The following is a 25,205-nucleotide window of genomic DNA, read 5'->3' as shown; positions in this document are numbered from 1 at the left end:
GATTACGGAGACTCATCACTTTACTCTCCTGCCTTAGTCCACTATGGCTCCATCGGTTCGCAATTGATTCCGCAGCTCGACTGCATCTACCTCCGCCGGACTAATGCCCTGTCTAACCGCGATTGCCGCAGCCGTTCCAGCCGCTTGCCCTGTAGCCATGCAGCTTGGCGTGAGCCGCGTTGTCGCAAGCGCTTCATGGCTCGTTGAAATACAGCGGCCCCCCATTAACAAATTGGTAACCTCCTGCGGCAGCAAACAGCGGTACGGTATGTCATAGGCACCATCGCCCTTCACCCATGCGGCGGTTACCCCTTTGCCTGATGGGTCATGAATATCGATCGGATAGCCGCTCCTGGCAATGGTATCCTCAAACTTGCGGCCAGACACAACATCCTCCGCTTGCAAGCTGTACACGCCGTCAATGCGCCGCGTTTCCCGCACGCCGATTTGTGCGCCGACTTGCGAGATCGAAGCGTTCTCGAAGCCTGGCAATCGTGCGGTCATAAAGGCGGCCACCTGCATCACCTGTTTACGCCCAAGCTGCTCGGCCTCGGTTAAATCCTCTACGTCTGTTCCGTCTAGACCCTGAACGCGCGTCGTATTCACGAGAACCTCATCCTTCTCCGGCCCCGTAAAAAACAACACCTGATCGCGGTTAATCGGCAGGTTCGCTTCTCTCCAATGCTTGTAAAAACCAAGTACGCCGGTAAGCGGCAGCTGCTCCAGCTCCGACCACGGTGTCTTCGCGTAAAATTCATCCTTATGCTGAAGCATGTACTGCTTCACGCGGTCCAAATCAACGCCACGCATACGGAATTTCATCGTCATAGGCTGCATCTGCCGGTCTCCGTCCCTCCCCTTTAATACGGGAGCTCCTGCGAGATAGGCAACGTCGGCATCGCCGGATGTATCGACAAACACCTTGCCCTGCACTTCCATTCTCCCCGACTTGGAGGTGAGCTGGACGGATTCAATAAGGTTACCCGCCATGCGAACTTGGTCGACAAAGCTATGGAGAATCAGCTTCACCCCCGCCTCCCGCAGCATATCCACCGCTAACACCTTATAATGCTCGGGATGATAAGGCGTAATGGTTTTGACGAAACCGACAGTATCGATTTGATGTCCTGGCGACGCTCCTGCTGCTTGAAGCCGGTTCACAATCTCCTCGGCTATGCCGCGAATTACCTGTTTGCCGTCTACGGTATGGAAAGTCATCCACGGATAGACGAGCGCTGCCGTGGACATGCCTCCGATAAAGCCGTATTTCTCGATAAGCACCGTTTTGGCGCCTCCGCGCCCTGCCGCAATAGCGGCGTTCACACCGGCCGGTCCCCCGCCAATGACCACAACATCCGCTTCTATGGTTTTCATCTCATACTCCTCCTTCTATTTCAATCCGGTTGTAGCGATTCCATCTATAAATTTTTTCTGTGCCACAAAAAAAACGAGCAGCAGCGGCAGCGTAGCCATAACGGAAGCCGCCATCAACAAATGCCAAGCCGTGCCCGCCGTATCCGTAAACAGCTTCATTGCAATGGGCAGCGTGAACTTCTCAGACGAACTAATAAAGATGAGCGGATCTAAAAAATCTTCCCAGCTATTCAGAAACGTAAAGATCGAGAGCGTCGCAAATACGGGAGTTGCCAGCGGAATCATAATTTTGAGCAAAATTTGCCACCGCGAGCAGCCGTCAATTTCCGCCGCTTCATCCAGATCGTTCGGTATCGTGATGAAAAACTGGCGCAGCAAAAACACGCCGAAAATGCCGCCCGCCCCCAGCATCGGAGGAATAATCAATGGGAAATGCGTATCCACAAGGCTCAGCTTAGAAAACCAAAGAAAACTCGGGATCGTTGTTACCTCGCTCGGAATCATCATGCCGCTTAGCAGAACGAGAAACCAAACGTTGCGAAGCTTAAACGGGATTTTGGCAAACGCGTAGCCCGCAAGCGCCGCTACCGCGCAGGTGCCAACCGTCACAAGCACCGCGATATATAAACTATTCCAGTAATGAAGCAGAAATTGCGGCTGCTCCGTAAACACCTTTGCATAGTTCTCCCATTCAATGGGTGACGGCAACAGCTGCATGGGAAACTGGAATACCTTCGTCTCGTTTTTCAAGGAGGTCGTAATCATCCAATAGAATGGCGTAAGAATAATCGCAGCTACAATCGCAAGCAGCATAAACCGTACAGCACTTGAAGCATTTTTTTGAAGCTTATTGCTCATGGTGCACCCACCTTTTTCTAAACTTCCACTGCACAAGCGTTAACACAAGTACGAGGAAAAACAAGACAAACGCAACTGCAGACGCATAGCCAATATCGAATACCTTGTATGCCAGCTGATAAATATAATAAACAAGCACATAGGTCGAGGTTCCCGGTCCGCCCTCGGTCATGACGATAATTTGCGAGAAAACTTTGAGCGAGCCAATTAGCGTAATAATTAACGTTAAGAAGATAGAGGGAGCAATCATCGGCAGCGTAATGCTCTGGAACTGCCGCCATTTCGATGCGCCATCGATTGTAGCCGCCTCATAATACATTTTGGGTACGTCTTGAAGGGCTGCCAGAAAAATGACCATGTTCATGCCAACCTTCTTCAGTACGCTGACAACGATAACGACAGGCATTACAAGTGCCGTATCGTACAGCCATGCCGGTCCTTGCATGCCGAAATAACCGAGAATCTGGTTCAGCAGCCCCGCGTCGGTGGCAAACACATACTTCCACACGATAGCCCAGACTACGATAGACGTAACCACTGGCGTAAAGATGGCGGTTCGGAAAAGCCCCGTTCCCGGCAGCTTCTGATTCAAAAGCAAGGCCAGCGATAATGCGAGGATCAGGTTAAGCGGAATTAACCCGGCTGAGAAATACAGCGTGTTGCCAACCGTCTTCCAAAACAGCGGGTCTTTCCCCACGAGCTGGACGTAATTATCAAGCCCGACGAATGAAGCCGGGTGCAGAAGGGAGTAATCCGTGAAGCTGAGCGCAAAAGCGTAAATAATCGGCCCGGCCAAAAAACATAAAAAGCCAAGCATCATAGGTGAGATAAACAAGTAACCGTACCAGTTGTTCCGTCTGTTTGCCCGAGCGGTGTAGGTTGTCATGATGGTTTCCACTCCTTTGAATGCGAAGGGAGCATGTGCCGCAAGGCAAGCATGCTCCCTCGCTTCCTTCATGTCTTTTTAAGGGTTGAGCACCGGTGTGATATCCTTTTCCAAGCTTTTCAAAAACTCGGAAACCGTAGCCGACTGCGTGTAAATGGAATCAAATCCGATTTTCATTTTCTCGTCGATTTTCTGGAAATTGGTGAATGCCTGCCTCACTTTGCCTTTTGCGATCTGCTCCAATACAGCTGTTTTTACGCTTTCCGGCGACGGTCCTTGGTTGAGGAACGTTTCGGATTCCAGTACGGACTGGCGGCTCGGTACGAAAAACTGCGAGGTAATAGCCATATTCTCTTGATTCGTCAAATATTTCACGAGCTCGATCGCCTCGGCCTGATGCGGGCTGCCTTCGGTTACGACATAACCCGCATAACCAAGCGTAACGCCTTGTCCGCCAGCTCCCGAAGGCATCGGTGCGATGTCCCATTTAAAGTCCGTTATCGCCTTCGCTTTACCCATATAGCTGAATAGTTCCTGCTGCATGGCAATTTTACCCGTCTCGAACGTCGTTTGATCGCCAGGCTTCGGATGAATGCGCGATTTGAACATGGCATCGCTAAAAAACTGAATCGCCTGTTCGCCCTCTTTGCTGTTTAGGGTGAACGTCTTGCCGTCTTCGCTAAAGTAATCGGCATCGAACGCCCACACCAGCGTCTGCAGCGATTCAATCCAGCTTGTCGTCCAGCCGTTCGGGCGTATCAGGTTGACGCCGAACAGTCCTTGTTCCGGCTCGGCAATCGCCTCAGCCGCCTTCACCATTTCGTCATATGTCCATTTCCCTTCGCCGTACAGCTCTTTTGGCGTCTTCAAGCCCTTGCTCTCAAACAGTGATTGGTTGTAATAAATCATATTCGGAGGAGTGGAGAACGGAATGCCGTAGATGCTTCCATCCTTGGTCAGCAGATCAAGCGTCGATGGATAGAGATCATCGAACTTGTACGCGGCATCGGACTTGAGCGACGACAAATCAGCAAGCTGACCTGCCCCTAGAAACTGTGGAATCGCGCGTTCCATCATCCACATGACGTCCGGCGACGTCTTGGAAGCCATCATGACCGACAGCTTCTGCTGATAATCCGTTGCCGGAATCGTCATTATCTCCACGTCTATGTTCGGATGATCCACTTTGTATTTCTCAATCATCGCGTCATACATTTGCTTATGGGTGTCATTGCCCCAAATGCTGAATTTGAGCGAAACCTTCTCCCCATCTGCCTTTTTGTTATGATTGCCTTCGGACGTCTTGTTCGCTGCGCAGCCTGCAAGCATGCTGGCCAAAAGCACGAGCGAAAGTGAAAAACCTACCCACTTTTTCATCTTATTACCCCTTTACGCTATTATGAAAAGCGCTTACATTTGCAATTATAGATAAAAAACCGTGCCGCCGTAACGACACGATTTCCATAAAAGGTTTGATATCGGAAGAACATTCAGCTCTCTCTAAACTCCGATGGCGTCTGCCCTACATGCTGTTTAAACAGCGAGGCAAAATATTTGTGGTTGGCGAAGCCGCACATTTCCGCGATATCGGCAATTTTCAGCGTCGTGTCCTTCAGCAGGAGCCTTGCCTTCTCAAGCCGCATTTTGGTCACATACTCGGATAAGTTCTGCCCCGTTTCCCGCTTAAACAAATCGGACAAATACTTGGGATGCAAATATACATGCTCCGCAAGAAATTGCAGCGAAATATCTTGGCCCAGCGATTGGCGGACAAGCTCCTTTACCTTGCGAATGAGCAATCTGCCCTTTTCCTGCTGATCGTCCCCTTGCTCGTTTTCGGCGTCGCCGCCCCGCTTTTCCCGCAGCGCCTCTTTCACCTTATTCAACAGCGTCGCAAGCTCTACCCGCTCAATGGGCTTGAGCAGGTAATCCAGCACGCCATAGCGGAGCGCCTCCCGCGCATAACCAAATTCATCATGCCCGCTAATGACGATCAACGCCAGCTCCGGATACAATGATTTAATTCGCTTAAGCAGCTCAAGACCGTTCATTTCCCCCATGCGAATATCGGTAATGACCAGGTCAACGCTGCCGCCCGTCCGCAGCCAGTCGAGCGCTTCCTTGCCGTTGCTGGCTTCATGCAGGCTCAGGTTATGCTTAATAACATCCGATATAATATCGCGCAGTCCTTGCCTAATTTTAGGTTCATCCTCAACGAGCAGTATATTCATTCTGTTAATCCTCCCAATTAAAGGGAATGCGTATATGGAAAGTCGCGCCTTCCTTGACATTCCTATCTACATATAAGCCGTAGGGCTCCCCGTAAAGAATATGGATACGCCGATGTATGTTCCACAACGCGAACCCCTTTTGCCTTTTCCCCTGCTCCCGTTCCTTGCCTATCGAGGGTCTCGATAGACTTTGCTCAATTCGGGCTATCGTCTCCGCATCCATGCCTTTGCCATTATCGGCTGCCGATATCCACAAATCCTGTTCTATCAGTTTGGTTGATAACGTAATCGTTAAGGGCCTGTTTCCCATTCCATGCTCAATCGCATTCTCGATGAGAGGCTGTACGATGAGCTTCGGTACAAGGAGGGACTCGTACGACAAATCCACCTGCACTTGCACCTGCAGCCTATTCTCGAGTCGAAAGGTTTGAATGTTCACGTAATGATCAACGAACTCCAGCTCTTCTTGCAGCGGAATGAGCCTCTCCTGCTTGTTAACCGTATATTGCAGCAGCCTGCCAAGGCTTGCTATAACCTGCGAGAGCTCCTCGTTCCGATCCCGCCGGGCTGCCATGCTAATGGATTCGAGCGTGTTGTATAAAAAATGGGGATTAATCTGGCTTTGCAGCGCGGCAAGTTCTGACTCTTTATCGCGAATCGTCAGCTCGTATACGTCTTTAATCATTTTGTCGAGTTGGCTGACCATGACATTGAAGCCCGATGTAAGCAGTCCGATTTCATCGTTTGTCGTTACGGCTGCCCGCTCGGACAATTCGCCGTTCTGAACTCTTTTCATCTTCATATGCAGGTGGCGAATCGGCTTGACCAGACGGTTTGATGTAAATACCGAGGCTAGAAACGCAATGAACAAGGAAGCAAGCGAAATCCACAGCGTATAGCTAATTAGCTGCCTCGCTTCCGACTGCAGATCGCTTTTGGGAATAATGCCCTGAATATGAAGTCCTCCATAGCTGGTTTCCCGTTCCGACACCAGCATTTTGCTCGTATTGACCTCGCTCGTATTAACCGGAATTTCTTCCTTATCTTCACCCGAGAAAGGAAAGATGGTTTCGCCTTTTTCGTTGAAAATATAAAGCTTGCTGTTCTCCGTTATTTGAATTGACGTCAAAATTTTCTCAAAGCCCTTGCTTGTCAAATCAACTTTTACGTAACCAATCACTTGATTGGTGAGCGGATCTTTTAGGAGCCTGGCCAGTGAAATGACTCTTCTAGGCTTCTCCAAATAATAGCTGCCGTCATTGGGCGGCAAAATCACAAGGCCTCCGTCTTTTGCCCTCGCCGTCTCCATCCAGCTGTTATCCGTAGGCTTCCAGCTAATTTTCGCCGTTTCTTGTAAATTGCTAAATAAGCTTCCATCCAGCGCAAAAATAAAAATGCCCTCTACCTCAGTACGCTCATAAATGACCGAGCTTATCATTTGCGACATTTTGAACAGCTCGTCCGACCGCAAGTAACTGTTGTCTTTGAACGCGCCCGTATGCATCTCTAAAATTTGGCTAACATGGTCATCGTAATAGAGCGACATTGTAATTCGCTCCATCTCTTTAATATATCGCTCCAAATTGATGGATACCTGCTCGACGATTTGCTCGGAGCTGGTGCGCGCATCCCGTTCCATATTAGCTGAATATTTTTGATAGGTCAGCATGCCGCTGAGCAGGAAAGGAACCGTAATTAAACAGCATAATAAAAATAGCATTTTGGTGCGTATGGATATGAACTTAGGCAACGCCGGCACTTCAGCCCCTCCGTTTCGTTAGCGCTTTCATTCGAGCACGCTCTTCAGCTTCGGCCTTTATGTGACGCTCTCGGATAAACCGCTAATGAGTGAATCATACAGGAGAAGCAAGTCCTTTGATGGACGAATGCCAAGCTCTCGCTTTAGGAGCTTGACGTAATCGGTATATTGAGCGGTTAACGCCTTCTTGTCGCCAGTCTGCGCGTGCTTCCTCATGAGCAGCGCCACGACCGGCTCGTCCATCGGATTGCGGGCATAAATCTTTAGAAGCAGCTTCGACGCAGCTGCCGTGTTCGCTACGGCGAGAAGCGTCTCCGCCAAATGTCTAACGAAGCCTGCATGCCGTTCGGCTAACCGATCCGTTTCGTATATCGCCCACACGTAAGATTTGCTGCCAAATAGGTCTCCTGTATACAGCCTTTCCACAGCCAGCGCTTCCTCTACGTTATCAGCCCGTATGCTTCCAAGCTTGTCAAACAGCCGCTCAAACTCCACGTAATCAATAACAGCATCGTTTAGTTCGAGCGCGTAACCATCATTCTCTGATCGAATGGCCTCCCGCAGACCAATGGGCTCCAGTGACTTACGGAGCTGATAGACGGTCGTATTTAAATATTTTTCGGCATTTGTGCTTGCCATTCCCGCGAATATATCCATAATCAGGCGAGATCGCGAAATCCATTTGCCGCGGCTAAGAAGCAAGTAGGCAAATAGTTCGGCGCTCTTGCTGGATATCCACTTTACGCGTCCCGTTTCGTTTCTTACGAAGAAATCGCCTAACGCGGCAATACTAATCCTGTTGACAGCTTGATTGGCAGAATCGGAAGGGGGTAGCGATTGCGTATTTCTCCTGCTCTCAAGCGCGCGGTGAACCGTCCGCTCCAATCGCTCCTGCGTAACTGGCTTCACCAAGTAATCGAGCACGGACAGCTCAAATGCTTCCACAGCATAATCCTTATGGGAAGTAACAAACACGATTTGTGCCTTGCACCCCGTTTCCTCCAGCTTGGCTGCAAATGCCAGCCCGCTGCCGCCTGGCATGGAAATGTCTACGAACGCTAGCTCAATATCAGGGTTATCGTTTAGAAAAGCGGCCGCGGCATGCGTATCCGCAAATGTACCCGTTAGTAGCAGCTCCGTGTATTTGGCTAACATTTTCCGCATAATTAAGTGCATGACCGGCTCATCATCAACTAATATGACTTTCATTCGCTATCACCGCCGACCTCTCGTTTTCAATCTGCACCTCGCGGCCCACTGATCCTGGCAGCGTAAATATGAAGGTAGATCCTTGTCCAGGCGAACTATTAAAGCTTAGGCTGCCGCCGTGCATACGGAGAAATTCCCGGGTCAGAACAAGGCCAAACCTCATATTTCCACTGGCTTCCCGGCTAGCAAAACCCGGCTCCTTGAAGTACATCTCATCGTGGCGCAGCATTTGCGCCGTTTCTTCATCAATTCCGCTTCCGTTGTCGCTCACCGATACCTTAACCCAATCGCCTTCAAAGAAGGCGCTCAACTCAATCCGACCGCCAATATCGGTATACTTGATTGCATTCGACAATAAGTTTCGGAATATTAAATCGAGCATTTCTTTATCCGCATTCACCGTTAGCCGCTCATCGATTTGCTCTGTAAGAGTGAGATTCTTCATCGCTGCTCTTGCTCCCGCTATGGATAGCGCTTGCCTGGCCACCTGCTGCAAATTCCACGCCGCCGGGCGAAACGCAACCTCTCCATTCTGGCTGCGATACCAATCGAGCAGGTTGTCGACTAAATGAAACGTGTCACGCACTTGCCGCCTTATTTCTTGAAACACTTCGGCACTTGCTATATCACTGTCTGTCGGCTCTTCAACAAGAAGCTCAGTGAGGCTGACAATCAGAGCAATGGGATCGCGAATATCGTGAGCCATTACAGTAAACAGCTTGTCTTTGAACGTGTTTAGCCGGGATAGACGCTCCGACTTCTCACGCAGTCTTTCCTCATTTTCCTTCAGCTCCGTGATATCGTTAAACATAACCATTTTACCGATTGGAGCTGCTCCGGTATCGTAAATATAAGTCAAGCTGCATATATAATATCGCTGCTGGCCGTTCAGCAAGCGTTGGAGCGAAAAACGGTCATCCCGGTATTCCCTTGATACGATGCGAGTAAGCAGTTCAGGACAAGCCGACAGTACATCCGCACTAAGCACCGGTAAAAGCTTCGCTAAACCTAGCTCCGGAAATATGTCTTCGGCCGCATGATTATGGTTTACGATTTGATCCTCGTAATCCAGCAGGATGACCCCATCGCGAATTGTATCGAACATTTTGGCGTAGGCAAGCGGAGTTAAGCGAAGCAGCCTGAAGCGGAAGATTCCCCACGCATACACAACACCCGATACTGCGAACCCAAACGGTGTAAGGTCGATGATTTGTCCGAACATATAAACTATATTGCAGAGCATTGGAGCTGCAGCACCAAGGATAAGGACGACAATTTGCTTCCGTACAATCGGCATTGCCCGTAGATACATTGGAATGAATAGCAAAATGCCAAGCAGCAATATCGTGTAATTATAAATGGCGTGTACGGCATACCAAGGCCCTTTTATTGTCGTAAACACAGGTACCGAATAGTTTATGCTCGGAATGTACTCTGCATAAACCAGATGATGCCACTCGTTCGTTAGATGCAGGAGAAACGTTACGGTGGGGACGAGAAATACGAGAAACGTCAGCCATTTCCGATAACGGGCAGCGAGCCCGGTAAACTGGATAACGAGCAGCAGCCAGAATGCAGAAACAAAAGGAATGCCCAAATATTCAATCTGAAGGGACAGCTTTATGCCGCTTAAGCTTTCACTTACAATCTCGAACGCGTAGCCGAGCGAATAGCAGGAGGCCGCAATCATCATGTAAATCATCGTTCTAGCCACCTGCAGATGGCGTTTCCGGTAGGATAGAAAGGACACAAACAGCATGATTGCCGTCGCGAAGCATAACAGTATAGACATCCATTGCCTTGTATCCACGACGGTTCCTCCCTACTTCTGATCTGACTAACATTCGACAAAATCATCCATAATCCTTGTAAACATGAGACTTTAATGCTATTAGCTGTATTACTCAGAAACACTTAGTAACACCACACAAAAAAACCGCAAGGATCAATATCCCCGCGGCAACGATTTAGCTGCTTATAAGCAGCCCGTCAATGACCTTCTTCAGTTCTTCCTCGTACATGGTGCCGAGCTTTCGATGAGCGATTTTGCCATTCTTGTCGATGAAAATAGATACCGGAAGAGCAGTGACGCCATACTCCTGTGCCACTTTCTTATCCGGGTCCACGAGGGTTGTCAGATCATAGCCATGCTCTTTCATAAAGCCACTTACCTGCTTTTGGCTCTCGCCTACGCTTACAGCAAGAACGACCAGGTCTTGATCTTTGTATATACCGTTTACCTTGTTGATATCAGGAAGCTCTTTCTTGCACCACTTGCACCATGTAGCCCAGAAGTTTAAGTAAACACTCTTGCCTCTTAGGTCCTTCAAGTTTACTTCGTTTCCATCGAGGTCAGTCAACGTAAAATCAATCGAATCTTCTAGCGAAACGGTTTCAATCGGAGCAATGCTCTCAGCAGCGGCAGGACTTTCGCTCACTGCATCAGCCGCTGTAGCTATGGTTGGCTGTAGAAGCTCACTCGTTTCCGCGCCGCTGAAGCTGTATTGATTGGTTGCATAGGCTGCAATTACGAATAACAGTAGGGCTATGCCCCCTATTATAACGTTCTTTTTCATGTCATTTTCTCCTTTAGCGGTTGAGAGCGCCTATTTGGGCAATTATTATCCATCGTTTTCTAATAGTAGAATAAAAAAAGGGCAGCGAATGCACTGCCCCATCCCTGAGTATGTTGGCTAGTTGAAGATTAGCAGCCCTCTTCGCAGAATTCCTCATTGGACGTGGATTCTGACGACGATGATGATGAAGTCGTTTCAACTGCCGGTATAACCACTTTGGTTTCTTGTTTTTTGATAACGGTAATCGATTTTTTTGTCTCCTCTTGTACGACTGGCGCTGGCACCGCTGGCTGCTCTTTTTCCTTCTCAACAGCCTTTGTCTCCTGCTTTGGCGTCGTTTTAACAATCGGAGCAGACACTTTGTCAGACGATGCAACCGCCTTGTTCACAGGCGTGCTTACTGCCTGCTCAGTCGTCGCTTCCTTCTTGCTTGCCGTGCTGCTCGATACTACCTTTTCCGTTACCGAAGATTTCTCTTCTGTTTTTACTTCAGATGCTTTGACAGTTGTTGCCGGCTTTACTTCATCAACGACCGCTGGCTCTACTGCTTGTTTTACTTCTTCAACACCCGCTGACTCTACTGCTGGTTTTACCTCTTCAACGACTGGCGGCTCAGCCGCTTTTTCTTCTGCCGCAACCTTTACTGTCGCCGCCGTTGTTTGTATTTCTTCTGTTTTGACCGGTTCTAACTGCGGTTTTTCTTCCGTATTTGCTGCTGGAGCCTCCACAGCGTTCCCGCTGCCTGAGTCACCTTTCTTGTTAGCAGAAACGACGGCATAGGTTAAAGATAACAAGGCTACGGCTGCGATTATAATAAATACGGTCAGCTTTTTCATTGATTCATAACATCCCTTCATACTTGATGATCTTCAATTTCTTTACACGGATCCGACATGCAAATTTCACATAAAAAAAAGACACAAAACGTGTGCTCACTCGCACTCCGATTGCATCTCTGGTGGTCCAGTAGATCAGCTGGCTCTAGGCCATTGTCTCGCTATTCAGTTGAATCTGTAATCTTATTGTATGAGCACGAAATGCGCCTGTCAATGATTTTATACTTATATCCCATGAGATTAATTGGATTAATGGATTATACCCCAAGAATGCATGCTCTCGCAGCCATTAAGGAAAGAAAGGACAGCCTAAGGCTGCCCTTCCCATTCCAATATCAACATGATCCTGCAGCTCTTATCGGGACAACAAGTTGTACAGAACCTGTGCGACTTCAGCTCTGCTAGACGCATTGCCTGGAAGCAACTTTCCGTTCGTGCCCGAAATAATGCCGGCTTCCACAAGCGCTTTGAATGCCTCATCCGCATAGCTTGGAACCTTCTCGGCATCCGTAAAGCTCGACACTGGAGTCGATCCAGCTTGTGCAGCAGGCAGCTCTCCAAGCTCGCTCAATGCTCTGTACAGAAGCGTGAATAGCTCCTGACGGGAAATCGTTTGGTCTGGTGCGAATCGGTTTCCTTCAAAGCCGTTTGCGATACTTAGCCGTTTCGCAGCTGCTAGATAACCCGTGTAGTACGTGTTGCCCGCATCGGTGAAGTTGCTTGCACCTTCAACCTCCGGCTCAATGCCGTAAGCTTTCAATAGCAGCACGATAAATTGACCGCGGGTTACTGTTGCTTTTGGACTGAAGTGAGTATCGTCCGTTCCGCTTGTAATATCGCGTGCTGCCAAGAAGTTAATCGCCGGAGCGAACCATGCCGACGCAGAAACATCGGAGAAGTCGATTTTGTAGTACCCAATAATATATTGGGAGAAATGCTCCGTTGCATATTCAACCGCAGCGTTTGTTTTATTGTATTGGCCTCTAATGACTTGCAGTTCGCCTTCATCCGTTACGTAGTAGACGATTACGGCATTTGGATCTTCGCCGGCTTTCAGTGTGTATGGCAACGAAACGAATACTTTCGAGCCGCCAAAGGCAGTGACGATCGTTTGTCCTGCAAATACGTTCAAGTCGTATACCGGACGGTCTCCAAGCACTTCTTTATTTTCTTCCGCAAGCTCGGATTTCGAAATAATGAAGCTGATGTCGCCTGAATCGCTGTTCGCGCTGATCAATTTCAGCGTGCTCGCATCAAATGAAATAGAGCCGATGCCAACCGTAACTTTCAATTCTGGGTTTGCTCCCGACACAAGCCCGTTGAACGCGCTTCTCGGAATGGTAACTTGAATGTCGTTCTGCTGCTGTGAATCTTCCACTTTAATTTCTAGGACGGCTTTCTTGCCTTCGCCTTCCGCTTGTTTCGCTTTATCCAGCAAACCCGTCACGGTAGCTGCAGGTACTACTGCAACAGCTGTACCGGAAGCTTCATCCACTTTGGAAGCAATTGTAGCGACGACTGTATTACCGGATTGCGTAATGTTGCTTGGCGTCGTTGCTCCGCCGCCGCCAGTACCGCTTCCGCCTGTTGGAGGCGCAACATATACTGGAACAACAACTGTTGCCGTTGCACTAGGAAGCGTGCTTGCCGTTTCTTTGTATCTAACCTCGTAGCTGCCTGTCAGCAAGCCGGTAATCTCAGCGCCTGTCACAGGCAGATAGCTTGATTGGTTGCTTGAACGGTACTCCAAGTCCGCATTTGCGCCTGTAATTTTACCATTGTTTTGCAAGGTGCTGGTTGGCGCTACGCCTGCAAGCCCTTGTGGCGCAGCTACATTTGCTTTAATGCGAAGCTCTACAGCCGGACTTGCGCTATAGTCTTCATATGTTGCATAACGAACTGTGTAGAGATCAGGAGTCAAGCCTGTAAGCTTGCCTGCGCTAATCGCCGTTTCAGGAACCGTTACGTACACTTCGTCCGTGCCGTTACCTTTTTTGTACTCCAATGTGTACTCGGACTTGTACTCAACACCTGCTGTCAGGCCATCAATTTGTCCATCGTCATTGGCAAGCGTGGACGGATGTACAGCATTCAATGCTGATGGAGGTCCAAGCTCCTTGTAGCCGCGAGCGTACACAGTAACGAATGCGCTTGGGGCAACCGCGTTGCCGTTTTCTGTTTTGGCAGCAAGCCGAACAACATACTCATGGCCCGGCTCAACGTTAATTGCATCGCCTGTCACAGGCTCGTATAACGAGTCTGGATCGCCTTTCAGCTTATATTCAAGACCAGTTGGAAGAGCTACTACCTCACCATCCACAATCCTTACGATTTTACCTTGACTTGAAGCTGTTTCAGGCGCCAAGTTAGCTAGACCGGTCGGAGGCGCTTGGAAATCCGGAACGACGATCTCTACTACTGGACCTGGTGCATACAAAGTTGCTACTGCAGATGTGTAGGTGTTATTTTCCGAGTCAAAACCTGGCTTAGCTGCATAGCGGAACTCATATACGCCTGGTTTTTCAACGTTGATTGAAGTGCCTAGCAATGCATCTGTTGCTTTATATGGAACTGGTGTGTATTCGTATGCTTCTGCCTCGTTCACTGCTTTCAATCTGTACTCCAGAGACTTGGTCGCAACCACTTGGTTTCCGCCAACCATCGTTATTTTAGCAATCCCTTCAACTTTCGCATCCTTACCGCCAGCAGTCGTAGGAGGCACGGCAGTTAAGCCGCTCGGTTTCAATTCTGTTCTGGAAAACAGAGTTCGAAGACTGTTAACCTTCAAGCTTTTTGCAGCTGCGTTACTGTGAGTAGCACGCCAATATCCCATAAGCTCCACATGTCCAAGAATTGGAGCCGGGTTGCCATTCGCATCTTTATTGTCCTTGTTGTACACCAATACATATGGAGCCTGTACTCTCTTCGCTATAGTTGGTGTATTGTTTGCTTTTGCTTCATCATTTTTAAAATAAAAAATATTATTAATAGGAGTTTTCTTTGTGTCTTCCGAAGAAATGTTTGGCAAATATTCATTAACTAAATTCGTATAGATCGGTGTAATAAACTGGGAATTGTCTCTCGTGTGCAGGAAATTGCCTCCACCAAGATCCCATGTTGGGCGTGGATTCGTGGCATAGGAAAGCACACCACCAACACCGCCATCTAGCTTCGCATCGAAATTATACACTTTTTCAACGCCATATTCATTTGCAACTTGGTTTACGTATTTAACGATACCCTGTGTATCTCCGCACCAAGCGCAGCCAACGAGCAGCACATATGTACCTTCCGAAGAAAGCGTATATTTCAGCTCATCAAGCGTAACCGAGTCCAGAACAATCTTGGGATCCTCATTAGTGAAAATGACCGGCGTTTCCTGGCCACCAGATGCAGCTGATCTAAACTCATTATAAGAACCGGAAATATAGCCTTGGTTCGTAAGCACTTTATATTTCGCATTTTTGGTGCCTGCTGGGGAGATTTTATCAAAAACGCCCCGAAGTGCCGTTTTGTACGAATCTGCTCCGCTGCCGTTTTGCAAGGCAGTCAAGCTTCCTGCGCTGCTTATACCCTCAAGAGAAGCAATGATAGGAGTCGGCTTGCCTTCTGCATCCTTATTGTTCTTGTTATAGATAAACAAAAATGGGGAATCAACGACATTTACTTCTACTGTTCCTGGAGAGCCAGCTTCCGTATAATTAAACGCTACTTTACCTGAATTACCAGCTGTGACATCGTTAAGGTTGGTCAAGTAAAGAGCTCCCAAATCCACGTAACGTCTAGTAAAGTCTTTATTTAATTGGGTAGCGCTAGCCGCTTTGGTCGGTTCCGCTAAAGAACCACCAGCACTAACTTCATACGTTAACTCCGGGTTCGTTTTTGTAATATCCAACCAACCCTCAGGACCGTCCAGCTTCGTATCAAAGTTTTTGATCGACGTTACGCCGTATTCCTTAGCTACATCATTGATATAACCGATAGCGGCTTGCGTCTCCGGCTGCCATGATCCACCGAACAAGAGAATATAGTTATCATCCGGTGCCGGTGTCGTGCCATCCGTAGCATTTCTCAGCAAATAGTCCAGCTCGTAATACGTGAGTGTTTCAAATACATGGTCTTTGCCCGCAAGCGCTTCATAGCGGGAGCCAAAATAGTCCAGCTTGGCGCTGCTTCCTGCCGATTCGGGGGCAGCAACCGCGCTGCCTGCTCCAAAGACCGGCAATGCTAGTACTGCGGCAAGCAACAAAGCGATCCATCGCTGTGATTTTATTGCTTTTTTCATATTTATGCACCTCTATCTATCAGAATAGTTGGAATTATAATTGCGAAAAAACTTGTACTGCCTTGCAAGCCCCTTTTCAACAAGCTCGCAGACGCTCTTATGTATCTGTTAGAACGTTATTGCAACCTCTGCAAATGACGCCGCCCCTCCCTGTTACGGAATATGTGGATAAAAAAAGAGATTCGTGGCAGGTGCGGTAGCGCCTGCATCGAATCTCTGGTTGTCCAGTGGATTATTGTGCTCTTTAATTATCCGGCGAAATGACTCGTAATTCATTCCATGCACCCATCATAAAGCGTTGTTCCACCCGCTGTCAATGATTTTTACTCATTTCGCATCAGATTAGTCGGAATTAAATCTTTTGTTATCCAATAAAGCAAATGATTCGATTATTTTATAGTATGTATTTTCGTTTTTGATAACTATTGCAACTGTGAGAGTGGAGCAAATAAGACCTTCCTTCGCATATTTACACTTAAGGTTACATTCATTAATCGTCCATTAACAAATCAGCTTTATACTAGCTGTAATGCACCGCCTTACACTTGGACTATAGAGAGGATTTGCTAGCCATGGGAATTCATACGTACTTTCAATCCCTTAACGATCTCGAACGCATTATCCGCTGCCCTGGTAAATTCAAGTTTGAAGAACATAGCGTATCCGCTCACTCATGGAAGGTTGTCCAGTACGCCAAAACATTGGCAGACATTGAGGAGAGCAACGGGGTTACCATCGACTGGAAGAAGCTTTACGAAATTACGAGCAGTCATGACTACGGCGAAATCTTCATTGGCGATATCAAAACACCCGTCAAGCATTATTCCATGGAGCTACGCGGCATGCTGCAGCAGGTAGAAGAAGGAATGATCGCTCTATTTATTGAAGAGAACATCCCCGAGGAGCTTAAGCCCATCTTTCGCAGACAGCTGCGCGAGGGCAAGGACGATTCCGTCGAAGGACTCATTCTCGAAGTCGCGGACAAATTAGATCAAGTATACGAGGCGCTTACGGAATTGCAAAGAGGCAACACCGAGAAGGAATTTGTCATTATGTATCGCGAAGCGCTTGTCAAAATCAAAAAAATCAAGCTGCATTGCGTAGATTACTTTTTGAAGCATATTTTGCCCGACATCGTGAATGAAAGCTCTAATTGTCCCGTTGATATTCAAAAGATTACAAAAGAAGCTTTGGCTCTCTGACCATAGCTCTCCCTTTTCCCCAGCCCCCTGCGTACTTTCATCCTTTCATTTATTTGTTTATTCATTGATTCACATCTTCAATCCCAACCCACCATGAAAGAAGTACTGCTCCATCACTTGATCCCACACGAAGAACCTTCCTCTCATGGACGGTTCTTCTTCGCTGCTTCAACCTTGCGAGCCGTTCAAGCTAATCCATATGTATCGCTCTCGTTTCCCTAACGTGAAGGAGCGATACGCCCATGGCGCCAGCCGAGCGCAAATATAGCGCGCTCCCTAAGGACGCGCGCTGTATTTATCTTCATCAATTAGCGGCAGCAGCTCTATTGCTCGCGTTAGCGGTATCGGTATCGGTGCCCCGTTGATCTAATATTCTAATGGTCCCGGTGAACGATATAATTCAATAAATGCTCCAGAAAAGAGGTCCGGCGCTTCATGCCCTTCAATGCGCCAATCGCAGAGCAATAGTGCTCCCACATCGCTTTCTGAGCGCCCTCCTGTCCCAGGACTGTGACGAAGCTTGACGTATTATTCTCAACATCCTGGCCAACAGGCTTGCCGAGCAGCTGCGCATCTCCTTCCAGATCAAGCAAATCGTCCTTAATTTGAAAGGCGATGCCTGCGTGATAAGCGTATGTTTTCAACACAGCGATTTCATTCTCGTTCACTTGGGCAAGAATCGCGGGCATGACGAGCGCAGCCTCGAAACCAATGGCGGTTTTGTAAAAACAAATCGTATTCAATTGCTCCAAGGTGAGCACTTTTCCTTTGGAGCTCAAATCCATTGCCTGCCCCATGCATAGGTCCTCTGCCTTTTGGGCGGAGTATCGCATCAACGCGATCACAGCTTTGGCTTCAAACGATTCTAACGAAGATTGCTCCTGAATCGCCTTCTGAATGAGAACCAAGCCGGTTAATTCCGCTGTCGCGCTATCGTGCATCTGATGCAGCGTGGGGCGTCCCCTGCGGGTGGACGCATCATCCTGAGACGGAAGATCGTCGAAGATAAGAGATGCTGTATGCATGTATTCCAATGACCGCAGCAAGGGCATTAAAGATTGGGCTTGCAGGCCATATTCTTGCACACCCATGACCCAGGACAAGATAGGACGCAGCCGTTTGCCATCCCCTTCGAGACTGTAATTCGCCGCATCGATTAGCGTCTCATCCATGGATGGCGAGCTGTCGCGCTTAGTGATGAGCAAGTTGCTGTTAATCTGCTCGCGAGCCGCTGTAATCGTCTCGAAGAAAGCTTCTTTCTCCTCGCGGTCGCTTTTGAGCGTGTTGACCAGTTCGTCCCGAAGCAGCTTATCGAAAAAATCTACGTCTACCGCTTTCTTAACCAGTTTCTGAATAAGACGATGAAATGCCGGGTCTCCGCTGGCAAATATATTCATTACGCTGTTGTATTTTTCCGAACCGTGTCGTATTTTAAACCGTCTCAGCCCATTGATGGCACGATCTAGAATCACCTCGCGGGTGTCCGGATCGGATTGGTACACGTTATGAATAAGATGGGCAATGACCGTCCAGTATAACTCAAAGGGATTAATAAGATCCTCGCGCTGATCACGATAGGTTAAATAATACGTATAGGGAGTCACCGCACCTTCTTGCATATCGTCGAACATATCCGCGAAATCATCAGCAAGCTGGTTATAGATGCCATAATAGAAGGTTCGGTTCTCAAAGCCCTCATCCTCGGGAGCATGAATGACGGAACGGGCGATCAAACGGGAAGAAGAGGACTTTAATATAATCGGAATATAAAGCTCATCATTCGTATAGGACGCATTGGACAATACCTTGGCGCGATCCAGCTCCTGCGAGTGAAAAAAAACATAGGTCTGATCAAAAAACAGCTGCTGCGTTTCCGGCTGCTGGTGCTGCTTAATATACTCAAAGGCTTCCCGCATCTCCGCATGAATGTACTGCAGCATAGCTTTATTCGTTCCAGTCCACTCGCCCAGTTCCGGCACCGACCTCGTAAGAAGCGCGCTGCGTATCATATCGGAATATTGGACTTTCTCTTGTTCGGTTAGCGCCTGCGAATCCAGCAGATCGTCTATGAACGGATACGTCAGACCGTAGGAATAACCGAGCCTCATCGCTTCATCCAGTTTTCTAGCACGTTCTACAGGGGACTGTTCATCGCCAAGCTCCTCGAATGCATGCAGCACCACGCCAATAATAATTTTAATAAGCTTGCGCTGCGCATGCTCGGCATTCAATTCCTCTGGAATGTTGGTCGATACCGCCTTAAGCTTATCGATCACCCAGATTGCGGCCGTTTCGATGCCCTCCTGCTGAGCCCACCTGTACAGTCCAGCCAAGCTAATGAAATCCGGCTTTCCTTCCCCATTTGCCGCGGAGGAGGGAACCAGGCGATGTTTGATGTCGGCAACGACTCGCTGTATTCTTGCTTTCGTATCGGGGGAGTCTATCGCTTTGCCAAGATCCCTCATATAAATGTAGGATATGCTTCTGTCTAAGTAATCATCTAATTTGCCGGTATGCTTCAGCCATAGCATGTAACGATTATAATTCGCTTGGTCGGAATTCTTCTTGCCTCCTGGCAAGAACGACAGCCAAGATAGGCGGCGAATATGACTTCGCTTCCACAGCCTGATGTCTTCTGTCAGGGCAGGTGCATACTTTCTTTCATTGGCCTGCTCATAAAGAGAGTCGAAGTATTGCGCGGCCTTCTGCTCAGCCATACGATAGCTGGTATCGGCCTGAACCATTAATTCGTTATTCATAAGGTGTATGACCTCAGCTTCTATTATTAATCTAATGATAGGATTATAGGAGGAGAAGGTTCTCCACCCGTCGTAACCGATTGGAGCGCCTATTCCTTTAGCACCACTTCAGAACCATCTTCATCTTCTACATACGGGAAATGTATTTTTAGGTTACGAAAAAGCAAAATCCACAACCTCGTACGGTTATGGATTTAGGAGACGGCGTTGAAACGCAGCCACACGCCTGCGACATTCGCCTGCACGAGCTATTTCCGCTTGCAAGCAAGCGCTGCCCTAAAGCACGCCCACAGCAATAAGCACCCAACCAATCATAAAGGAAAGACCGCCTAGCGGTGTAATTGGACCAAGAAACCGGGCTTTGGCAACGCTTAGCGCGTATAGGCTTCCTGAGAACAAAAGGATACCGGCTGCCAAAAACCAGCCACCTGTAACGATAACCTGTTCGTCCGGATAATGGCTTACAAGCATACCGACCAGAATCAAGCCCAGCGCATGCGCGATATGGTATTGCACGCCCACCTCGTATACCTTCAGCTTATCCGGCGTTAATTTACTCTTCAGTGCATGGGCGCCGAAGGCTCCAATCGCAACCGCTAGCACCATAAAAATACAGCCGAGCATAACAAAAGTCTGCATGGAAAACGTTCACCTCATTTTTCGAATCGTACCTCTAGCATATCATGATTAAAAGGGAGTGGGAATTATGTCCTGTCGACCATTTCATTTTGCAGGGACTATTTCACTATTTTAATGGAATTATTTTCAATTGATTTGCGGAGGCCGGAATAGTAGAGTTGCTTTGTACATCATCAGGAGGCTCTTACATGAAATTCGTTCAATCAACCGCCGCAGAGTGGCAAAGCTGGCCGCGAAACATCCGGCTGTTCTTTCTGGCTAACATGCTCTACCAAATCGGGACGGGGATGTTCTCGGTCCTTTACAATTTATACATACATGAGCTCGGTTATCCCGATGCCATGACCGGGACAATCGTCAGCGTGCAATCACTGGCAACAGCGCTATGCTTTATCCCGATCGGGTTTTTCGGAGATCGTGCCAGCCGCAAGAGGCTGCTCGTTATCGGCGCATTATGCAGCGGCATCGTATTAGCGGGCCGCACTTTATTGGAGTCAGACAGCAGCCTGCTTGCAATGGCCGTTCTAACTGGCTTATTTGCTGCTATTTTCCAGGTGCTCGCCATTCCCTTTCTTGCCGAAAATATAGCAAAAGCAGACCGGCTGCGCATATTCAGCTTCTATTCCGCGTTTGTTCTCGCCTCCCAGGTGGCGGGCAGCCTTGGCGGGGGCATTATGGCCGATGTGATGCAATCCGCAGGATTAGACAAGCTGCTTTCCTTTAAACTCGTTTTGCTTGTTGGCAGCGTTGCAACCATTGCGGCGTTCCTGCCTTTGCAGGCTATACGGGAATCAGCGCGTCCCCAGCTTCAAGCCGCCCAGCCGTCCGAACATAATCTGCCAGCAAAAAACGCCTCTCAATCGCATGGCGATTTGAAGTTTATTGCTAAATTTGCCGGCATACAGCTCTTGATTGGAATCGGATCGGGACTTGTGGTGCCTTACTTGAATTTATATTTCACCAATCGATTCTCGGTCTCTCTTAGTGCCATGAGTCTCTTGCTTTCGCTGGGTCAGGTGATGACCATCATCTCCATGCTTATTGGCCCCACGCTCGCTAATCGGGTTGGAAAAGTAAAAGCGATCGTTATCTTCCAAACGCTTTCGCTGCCTTTCCTGCTGCTAACAGGCTTTACGAATCTATTGATCGTCGCGTCTATTAGCTTTCTTTTTCGCCAAGCGCTGATGAATGCGGCTAATCCGTTGCAATCCGCTATTCTAATCGACCGAGTCTCCGCCCAGAAGCGCAGCCTTGCTAATTCCTGCATGCAGACTGCTTTTATGTTGGGGTGGGCCACCATGGGACCCGTGCACGCTCATCTCATTGCTGCCCACGGCTACTACTGGGGGTATGCTATAACGTTCAGCATTACTGGATTATTATACGTCACCGCATCGATGCTATTCTTTATGTTATTCCGAGAGAAGGCTCGCAAATGACGCATCAATCACGTTCTGATCCACTGAACCAACGATGTAATCCACTACGATGCCATCGGTATTTATGAAATAGAGCGCCGGGAATCCTTCTGCGCCATAATACTCGTATACAGCGCCATCTTCATCAAGGAGGACGGGATATTCAATGCCATGCTCCTCCACATAGCTCTCCACCTCTGACCGTTCATCACGATTCGTAACATTAATGCCGTATAGATTTATCCGATCCTTGTATTTCTCATGCAAATCGACCATTTTGGGTGCGTCCTCATTGCAATAGGGGCACCATGACGTGAACACGGACAAGACCGTTGGCTTCTCTGCAAAATCAACCTTTACTTGCTCCCCGCTGCGCAGCTCCGACAGCTCCATTTGAAAGTCGTTTGCGTTTATTCTGCTCGCATCATGTAAGGTCAGGTAGAGCATTATGCCCACTACTAGAACAAAGATCGCGCCTGTAGTCATTTTGGCTATTCTGTCCATCGCCGTTCATCCCTTCCCGCTCAGCAATCGTAAGTATATGGACCGTCGCCCCATTTATGACCTATTCTAACAGAATAATGATGAAAATAAATCAAAAACCCGACCTCGCACGGTCGGGTTCTTTCCTTATATTGGCGTTTATATAAGCGGTAAAAGACTACCAAGCCGATTAGCCTAAGTCAGGCGCTCCGAGCGCCCGGTTGATTCATCGATCCACTATCAATTCCTGCCGTAATACAGCTTCCTATTGGCCACCTCAACTAAATATAAAATGTCGGTTCCGTTCGCGTTCCGCTCCACGCTAAGCCGCTCAATGGGCTTGCCCGAGGCTATGGATGTAAGGCTCCAGCCCGCACTGCCTGAAGGGACGGCCATATAGGCACGATCCGTGCCGCTATACTTCGTATAGTAAACGCGAGGGACAGAGCCCGTCCACGTAATATCGATGGCTGCCCTCGTCTGCGTAAGGTCGTAGACCGTCTGCAGGCTCCAGCTGCCGGAAACGAATGAAGCGTATTTGATCGAGAAATTGGTACTGCCCTCTTCCCGGTAGCGGTAGACGATCTTCGGGCTGCCCGCCGAATCGACGGCAAGCTTAGCGCTTTGGACGCCTGGACCGCCGGGGTCCCCTCCGTTCTGTACATAAGCCTCCGTAAGTGCAAGCGGCTGCACGATATCCGCAGTCGCAAGAGACACGGGAACGGAAACTACGCTGCCGTCTGCTTTGTAGAAGGAGCCGTTGGAAGGCCTATACTTGATATAAGACAATTCATGGCGCAGCGCGCTCGAAACGAAGGCAGACCATTCGAACAGGATGTGCAGATCGCCGTTCGCATCAAATACGAGATCATTCGGATAAAATGACCGGCCTGCATGCGTTCCGACAACCGCTGCCTGGCTCCAAGCCGATGCTGCGTTGTTCCAGCGGAACAGCCTGCCTGAACGGTAACCTGCCGAGTCATCCCCTGATCGGATCAATAAGTATACATCGCCATTCGGGGCTGTTGCCAGCACCGGATAAGTTCCCTTGAACGATGCTGAGGTGGGCATATCCGCTGAGTGATTCTGCGGCGCTCCGCCAACCGTATCCGAGCGGAAGTAGCGCCAGCTGTCGTTATGCATGGAAGCGAACACATGAAACCTGCCGCTGCCGTCCCGTGCGATCGAAGGCTGGTTATGGCCAACATCATCGTTGTATTCGGCCACTGCGCTGCCATTCATGACGGGAATATTCGACCACGCTCCGGCCCCGTCGCGCCTTGCAATGTACACTTTATGGGTACCCTCCGTGCTGCCTGGCGCATTGTATGCCATATAAGCATATTCAAGGCCGGTGCCGTACGTCTCCAGTGGTGTCCACCAGCCTGCTTGATTGCTCGAATCGATCGTATAAGGAACCTCGGTTAAAGATGCAGCTGCATTTCCGACTCCTGCCGGCAGCAATGAAACCAGCAGCGCGGCTACTGCGAGAATCTTCCACAACCTGCTTTTTACCATTATCATTCGCCTCCTTGAAATGGTGTTACACGAATGCAAAGAACGGCATTGCTCTCCGGCCGGGAGGAGTGAAGCGCTTACATTTTGTTTTGTTTGTGGCGCCACGGCTATCATAACATAGCGATGATTTCGTATGTCATATACAAAATCATGCTTCTAATAGAACAAAACGTTGGAATTTCCACCGCTTTATAAGCACCGATAGAACATTTACACAAGTTTTTCTACGCACACCTCTGATGGGGGAAGGCTCTGCCCGTTTTTACTCGTATCATTTGTGATAACAACTATTACATAGCGTCAAATCCCAAAAATCCCGACCGGGCGAGGTCGGGATTTTCTTCGTGCAATGAAGACGAGAAACAGAGCTTCGATTTCTTTTTTGTCTAATGGCTCAGTCCGCTTAAACCTTCAAGCTCAAAGGATTCGCGATTGCTTTAGCTTTTATAAACTTAACAAATGCATACCGAACAAGCGGCCCAATGATGATGAGCTGCAGAGGGAAAGCGAATATCACATTTTTAAAAACGATCGATAAATAGCTTTCAAATAAGGATTGTCCACCCAAGCCGTTAGCGAGGTAAGCATTCAATAGTCCATAGGCAGACATGCAGAGAACCATCCCGATAACCATAAAAAAGGTTAGGGATAGAATCACAAACAGCTTCTTCGACTTGTCATAGGGCAGCGAAAAAGCCAGTTTTTTGGCAATTGGACCGACAATAAACAACTCTAATAAGAAGGCAACGGCAAACCCTAGAAGAAGCTGGACTACTATTCCTATCCACGATATTTTACCGATTAAGTCGTTTGTAAATAAATTGTAAACGGTCATGCAGATGACCATTCCCACACACATCATCATTCCAAAATAAACATTTTCTTTCTTCGTTGTTGGCATTTCCATCATCCTTTCTATTTACCTTTGTCATTATAACGAGTGCGGCAGCCTCCGCATAAGTGAACAGTCTGTGAACATTCTCGCAAAAAAAGCTGCTTTCTTTCGAAACGTTTCTCCATCGGCCTAGTCATTGCTTCAGGATGAAAGCAGCGTATTCCTCAAGCCATTAAAAATGCTATAATCCTGAAAAGCATTAACGGCACCTTGAATTAGGGAACGACTTAAACAAAAAAGAGCTGGGGCTCTCCCCCCACTTAAAATGAAGGGCCTG

General features: G+C 48.5%; 19 protein-coding genes. 3 read left to right on the top strand and 16 right to left on the bottom strand.

Going from position 1 to position 25,205, the window contains the following annotated elements; all coding sequences use genetic code 11:
• Positions 1-33: 33 nt before the first annotated feature.
• The 11 genes from FHS16_RS26270 to FHS16_RS26220 all read right to left on the bottom strand — a co-directional run bounded on the left by FHS16_RS26270 (position 34) and on the right by FHS16_RS26220 (position 16,014).
• A complete protein-coding gene (locus tag FHS16_RS26270; RefSeq protein WP_183569803.1) occupies positions 34-1,374 on the bottom strand; it encodes an FAD-dependent oxidoreductase in 1,341 nt (446 codons plus the stop codon).
• 15 nt (positions 1,375-1,389) lie between these two features.
• Positions 1,390-2,232 carry a carbohydrate ABC transporter permease gene (locus FHS16_RS26265; protein ID WP_183569801.1) on the bottom strand — a complete coding sequence of 281 codons (843 nt, stop codon included), beginning with the start codon at positions 2,230-2,232 and terminating at the stop codon, positions 1,390-1,392.
• Positions 2,222-3,118, bottom strand: coding sequence for a carbohydrate ABC transporter permease (locus tag FHS16_RS26260; protein WP_183569799.1), 897 nt, complete (start codon positions 3,116-3,118; stop codon positions 2,222-2,224). Before FHS16_RS26260 ends, FHS16_RS26265 begins: the two co-directional genes overlap by 11 nt.
• Before the next feature lie 78 nt (positions 3,119-3,196).
• The gene (locus FHS16_RS26255; RefSeq protein WP_183569797.1) at positions 3,197-4,495 is read right to left on the bottom strand and encodes an ABC transporter substrate-binding protein; all 1,299 of its coding nucleotides are present in this window, start codon (positions 4,493-4,495) and stop codon (positions 3,197-3,199) included.
• Positions 4,496-4,608: 113 nt separating this feature from the next.
• A complete protein-coding gene (locus FHS16_RS26250; RefSeq protein WP_183569795.1) occupies positions 4,609-5,349 on the bottom strand; it encodes a response regulator transcription factor in 741 nt (246 codons plus the stop codon).
• Positions 5,350-5,353: 4 nt separating this feature from the next.
• Positions 5,354-7,108 (bottom strand): cache domain-containing sensor histidine kinase, encoded by a 1,755-nt coding sequence (locus FHS16_RS26245; protein ID WP_183569793.1) that lies wholly within the window; start codon positions 7,106-7,108, stop codon positions 5,354-5,356.
• Positions 7,109-7,165: 57 nt separating this feature from the next.
• Entirely contained in the window at positions 7,166-8,317 is a 1,152-nt protein-coding gene (locus tag FHS16_RS26240) for a response regulator (RefSeq protein ID WP_183569790.1), read from the bottom strand.
• A complete protein-coding gene (locus FHS16_RS26235; protein ID WP_183569788.1) occupies positions 8,298-10,127 on the bottom strand; it encodes a sensor histidine kinase in 1,830 nt (609 codons plus the stop codon). Before FHS16_RS26235 ends, FHS16_RS26240 begins: the two co-directional genes overlap by 20 nt.
• A gap of 157 nt (positions 10,128-10,284) precedes the next feature.
• Positions 10,285-10,893, bottom strand: coding sequence for a TlpA family protein disulfide reductase (locus FHS16_RS26230; protein WP_183569786.1), 609 nt, complete (start codon positions 10,891-10,893; stop codon positions 10,285-10,287).
• Between the two features lie 128 nt (positions 10,894-11,021).
• Positions 11,022-11,729 carry a hypothetical protein gene (locus FHS16_RS26225; protein WP_183569784.1) on the bottom strand — a complete coding sequence of 236 codons (708 nt, stop codon included), beginning with the start codon at positions 11,727-11,729 and terminating at the stop codon, positions 11,022-11,024.
• A 355-nt stretch (positions 11,730-12,084) separates the two neighbouring features.
• Complete coding sequence (locus FHS16_RS26220; protein WP_183569782.1) at positions 12,085-16,014, bottom strand: S-layer homology domain-containing protein; 3,930 nt, start codon at positions 16,012-16,014, stop codon at positions 12,085-12,087.
• A 572-nt stretch (positions 16,015-16,586) separates the two neighbouring features.
• Between FHS16_RS26220 and FHS16_RS26215 the strand changes: the two genes are divergently transcribed.
• Both FHS16_RS26215 and FHS16_RS32320 read left to right on the top strand, forming a co-directional pair.
• Positions 16,587-17,216 (top strand): YfbR-like 5'-deoxynucleotidase, encoded by a 630-nt coding sequence (locus FHS16_RS26215; protein ID WP_183569780.1) that lies wholly within the window; start codon positions 16,587-16,589, stop codon positions 17,214-17,216.
• A gap of 242 nt (positions 17,217-17,458) precedes the next feature.
• Positions 17,459-17,581: a hypothetical protein gene (locus tag FHS16_RS32320; protein WP_281379203.1), complete on the top strand. Its 123-nt coding sequence runs from the start codon at positions 17,459-17,461 to the stop codon at positions 17,579-17,581.
• A 9-nt stretch (positions 17,582-17,590) separates the two neighbouring features.
• Here FHS16_RS32320 and FHS16_RS26210 read toward each other — a convergent pair whose 3' ends face one another.
• Both FHS16_RS26210 and FHS16_RS26205 read right to left on the bottom strand, forming a co-directional pair.
• On the bottom strand, positions 17,591-19,975 hold the full coding sequence (locus FHS16_RS26210) for a polyprenyl synthetase family protein (protein ID WP_183569778.1): 2,385 nt from the start codon (positions 19,973-19,975) through the stop codon (positions 17,591-17,593).
• Between the two features lie 276 nt (positions 19,976-20,251).
• Entirely contained in the window at positions 20,252-20,614 is a 363-nt protein-coding gene (locus FHS16_RS26205; protein WP_183569777.1) for a DUF423 domain-containing protein, read from the bottom strand.
• A gap of 188 nt (positions 20,615-20,802) precedes the next feature.
• Here FHS16_RS26205 and FHS16_RS26200 point away from each other — a divergent pair, with 188 nt between their 5' ends.
• Complete coding sequence (locus tag FHS16_RS26200; RefSeq protein WP_183569775.1) at positions 20,803-22,053, top strand: MFS transporter; 1,251 nt, start codon at positions 20,803-20,805, stop codon at positions 22,051-22,053.
• Here FHS16_RS26200 and FHS16_RS26195 read toward each other — a convergent pair.
• The 3 genes from FHS16_RS26195 to FHS16_RS26185 form a co-directional block, all read right to left on the bottom strand.
• Positions 22,027-22,536 (bottom strand): TlpA family protein disulfide reductase, encoded by a 510-nt coding sequence (locus tag FHS16_RS26195; protein WP_183569772.1) that lies wholly within the window; start codon positions 22,534-22,536, stop codon positions 22,027-22,029. The genes FHS16_RS26200 and FHS16_RS26195 overlap by 27 nt on opposite strands.
• A 219-nt stretch (positions 22,537-22,755) precedes the next feature.
• Positions 22,756-24,033 (bottom strand): BNR-4 repeat-containing protein, encoded by a 1,278-nt coding sequence (locus tag FHS16_RS26190; protein ID WP_183569770.1) that lies wholly within the window; start codon positions 24,031-24,033, stop codon positions 22,756-22,758.
• A 403-nt stretch (positions 24,034-24,436) separates the two neighbouring features.
• Complete coding sequence (locus FHS16_RS26185; protein ID WP_183569768.1) at positions 24,437-24,934, bottom strand: DUF2798 domain-containing protein; 498 nt, start codon at positions 24,932-24,934, stop codon at positions 24,437-24,439.
• Between the last annotated feature and the right edge of the window lie 271 nt (positions 24,935-25,205).

The sequence above is a fragment of the Paenibacillus endophyticus genome, from assembly GCF_014192395.1.
GTDB classification, from domain to species: Bacteria; Bacillota; Bacilli; order Paenibacillales; family Paenibacillaceae; genus Pristimantibacillus; species Pristimantibacillus endophyticus.
Note: the sequence above shows the minus strand (reverse complement) of the source record. Positions and strands in the feature narration are given on the sequence as shown.

What these genes read in the sequence shown, in the direction of transcription:
- FHS16_RS26270 (WP_183569803.1), bottom strand. Translation starts at nt 1,374, where the DNA reads ATGAAAACCATAGAAGCGGATGTTGTGGTCATTGGCGGGGGACCGGCC.
- FHS16_RS26210 (WP_183569778.1), bottom strand. Translation starts at nt 19,975, where the DNA reads ATGAATAACGAATTAATGGTTCAGGCCGATACCAGCTATCGTATGGCT.
- FHS16_RS26240 (WP_183569790.1), bottom strand. Translation starts at nt 8,317, where the DNA reads ATGAAAGTCATATTAGTTGATGATGAGCCGGTCATGCACTTAATTATG.
- FHS16_RS26220 (WP_183569782.1), bottom strand. Translation starts at nt 16,014, where the DNA reads ATGAAAAAAGCAATAAAATCACAGCGATGGATCGCTTTGTTGCTTGCC.
- FHS16_RS26190 (WP_183569770.1), bottom strand. Translation starts at nt 24,033, where the DNA reads ATGGTAAAAAGCAGGTTGTGGAAGATTCTCGCAGTAGCCGCGCTGCTG.
- FHS16_RS26265 (WP_183569801.1), bottom strand. Translation starts at nt 2,232, where the DNA reads ATGAGCAATAAGCTTCAAAAAAATGCTTCAAGTGCTGTACGGTTTATG.
- FHS16_RS32320 (WP_281379203.1), top strand. Translation starts at nt 17,459, where the DNA reads ATGGCGCCAGCCGAGCGCAAATATAGCGCGCTCCCTAAGGACGCGCGC.
- FHS16_RS26225 (WP_183569784.1), bottom strand. Translation starts at nt 11,729, where the DNA reads ATGAAAAAGCTGACCGTATTTATTATAATCGCAGCCGTAGCCTTGTTA.
- FHS16_RS26195 (WP_183569772.1), bottom strand. Translation starts at nt 22,536, where the DNA reads ATGGACAGAATAGCCAAAATGACTACAGGCGCGATCTTTGTTCTAGTA.
- FHS16_RS26185 (WP_183569768.1), bottom strand. Translation starts at nt 24,934, where the DNA reads ATGCCAACAACGAAGAAAGAAAATGTTTATTTTGGAATGATGATGTGT.
- FHS16_RS26255 (WP_183569797.1), bottom strand. Translation starts at nt 4,495, where the DNA reads ATGAAAAAGTGGGTAGGTTTTTCACTTTCGCTCGTGCTTTTGGCCAGC.
- FHS16_RS26205 (WP_183569777.1), bottom strand. Translation starts at nt 20,614, where the DNA reads ATGCAGACTTTTGTTATGCTCGGCTGTATTTTTATGGTGCTAGCGGTT.
- FHS16_RS26200 (WP_183569775.1), top strand. Translation starts at nt 20,803, where the DNA reads ATGAAATTCGTTCAATCAACCGCCGCAGAGTGGCAAAGCTGGCCGCGA.
- FHS16_RS26230 (WP_183569786.1), bottom strand. Translation starts at nt 10,893, where the DNA reads ATGAAAAAGAACGTTATAATAGGGGGCATAGCCCTACTGTTATTCGTA.
- FHS16_RS26215 (WP_183569780.1), top strand. Translation starts at nt 16,587, where the DNA reads ATGGGAATTCATACGTACTTTCAATCCCTTAACGATCTCGAACGCATT.
- FHS16_RS26260 (WP_183569799.1), bottom strand. Translation starts at nt 3,118, where the DNA reads ATGACAACCTACACCGCTCGGGCAAACAGACGGAACAACTGGTACGGT.
- FHS16_RS26250 (WP_183569795.1), bottom strand. Translation starts at nt 5,349, where the DNA reads ATGAATATACTGCTCGTTGAGGATGAACCTAAAATTAGGCAAGGACTG.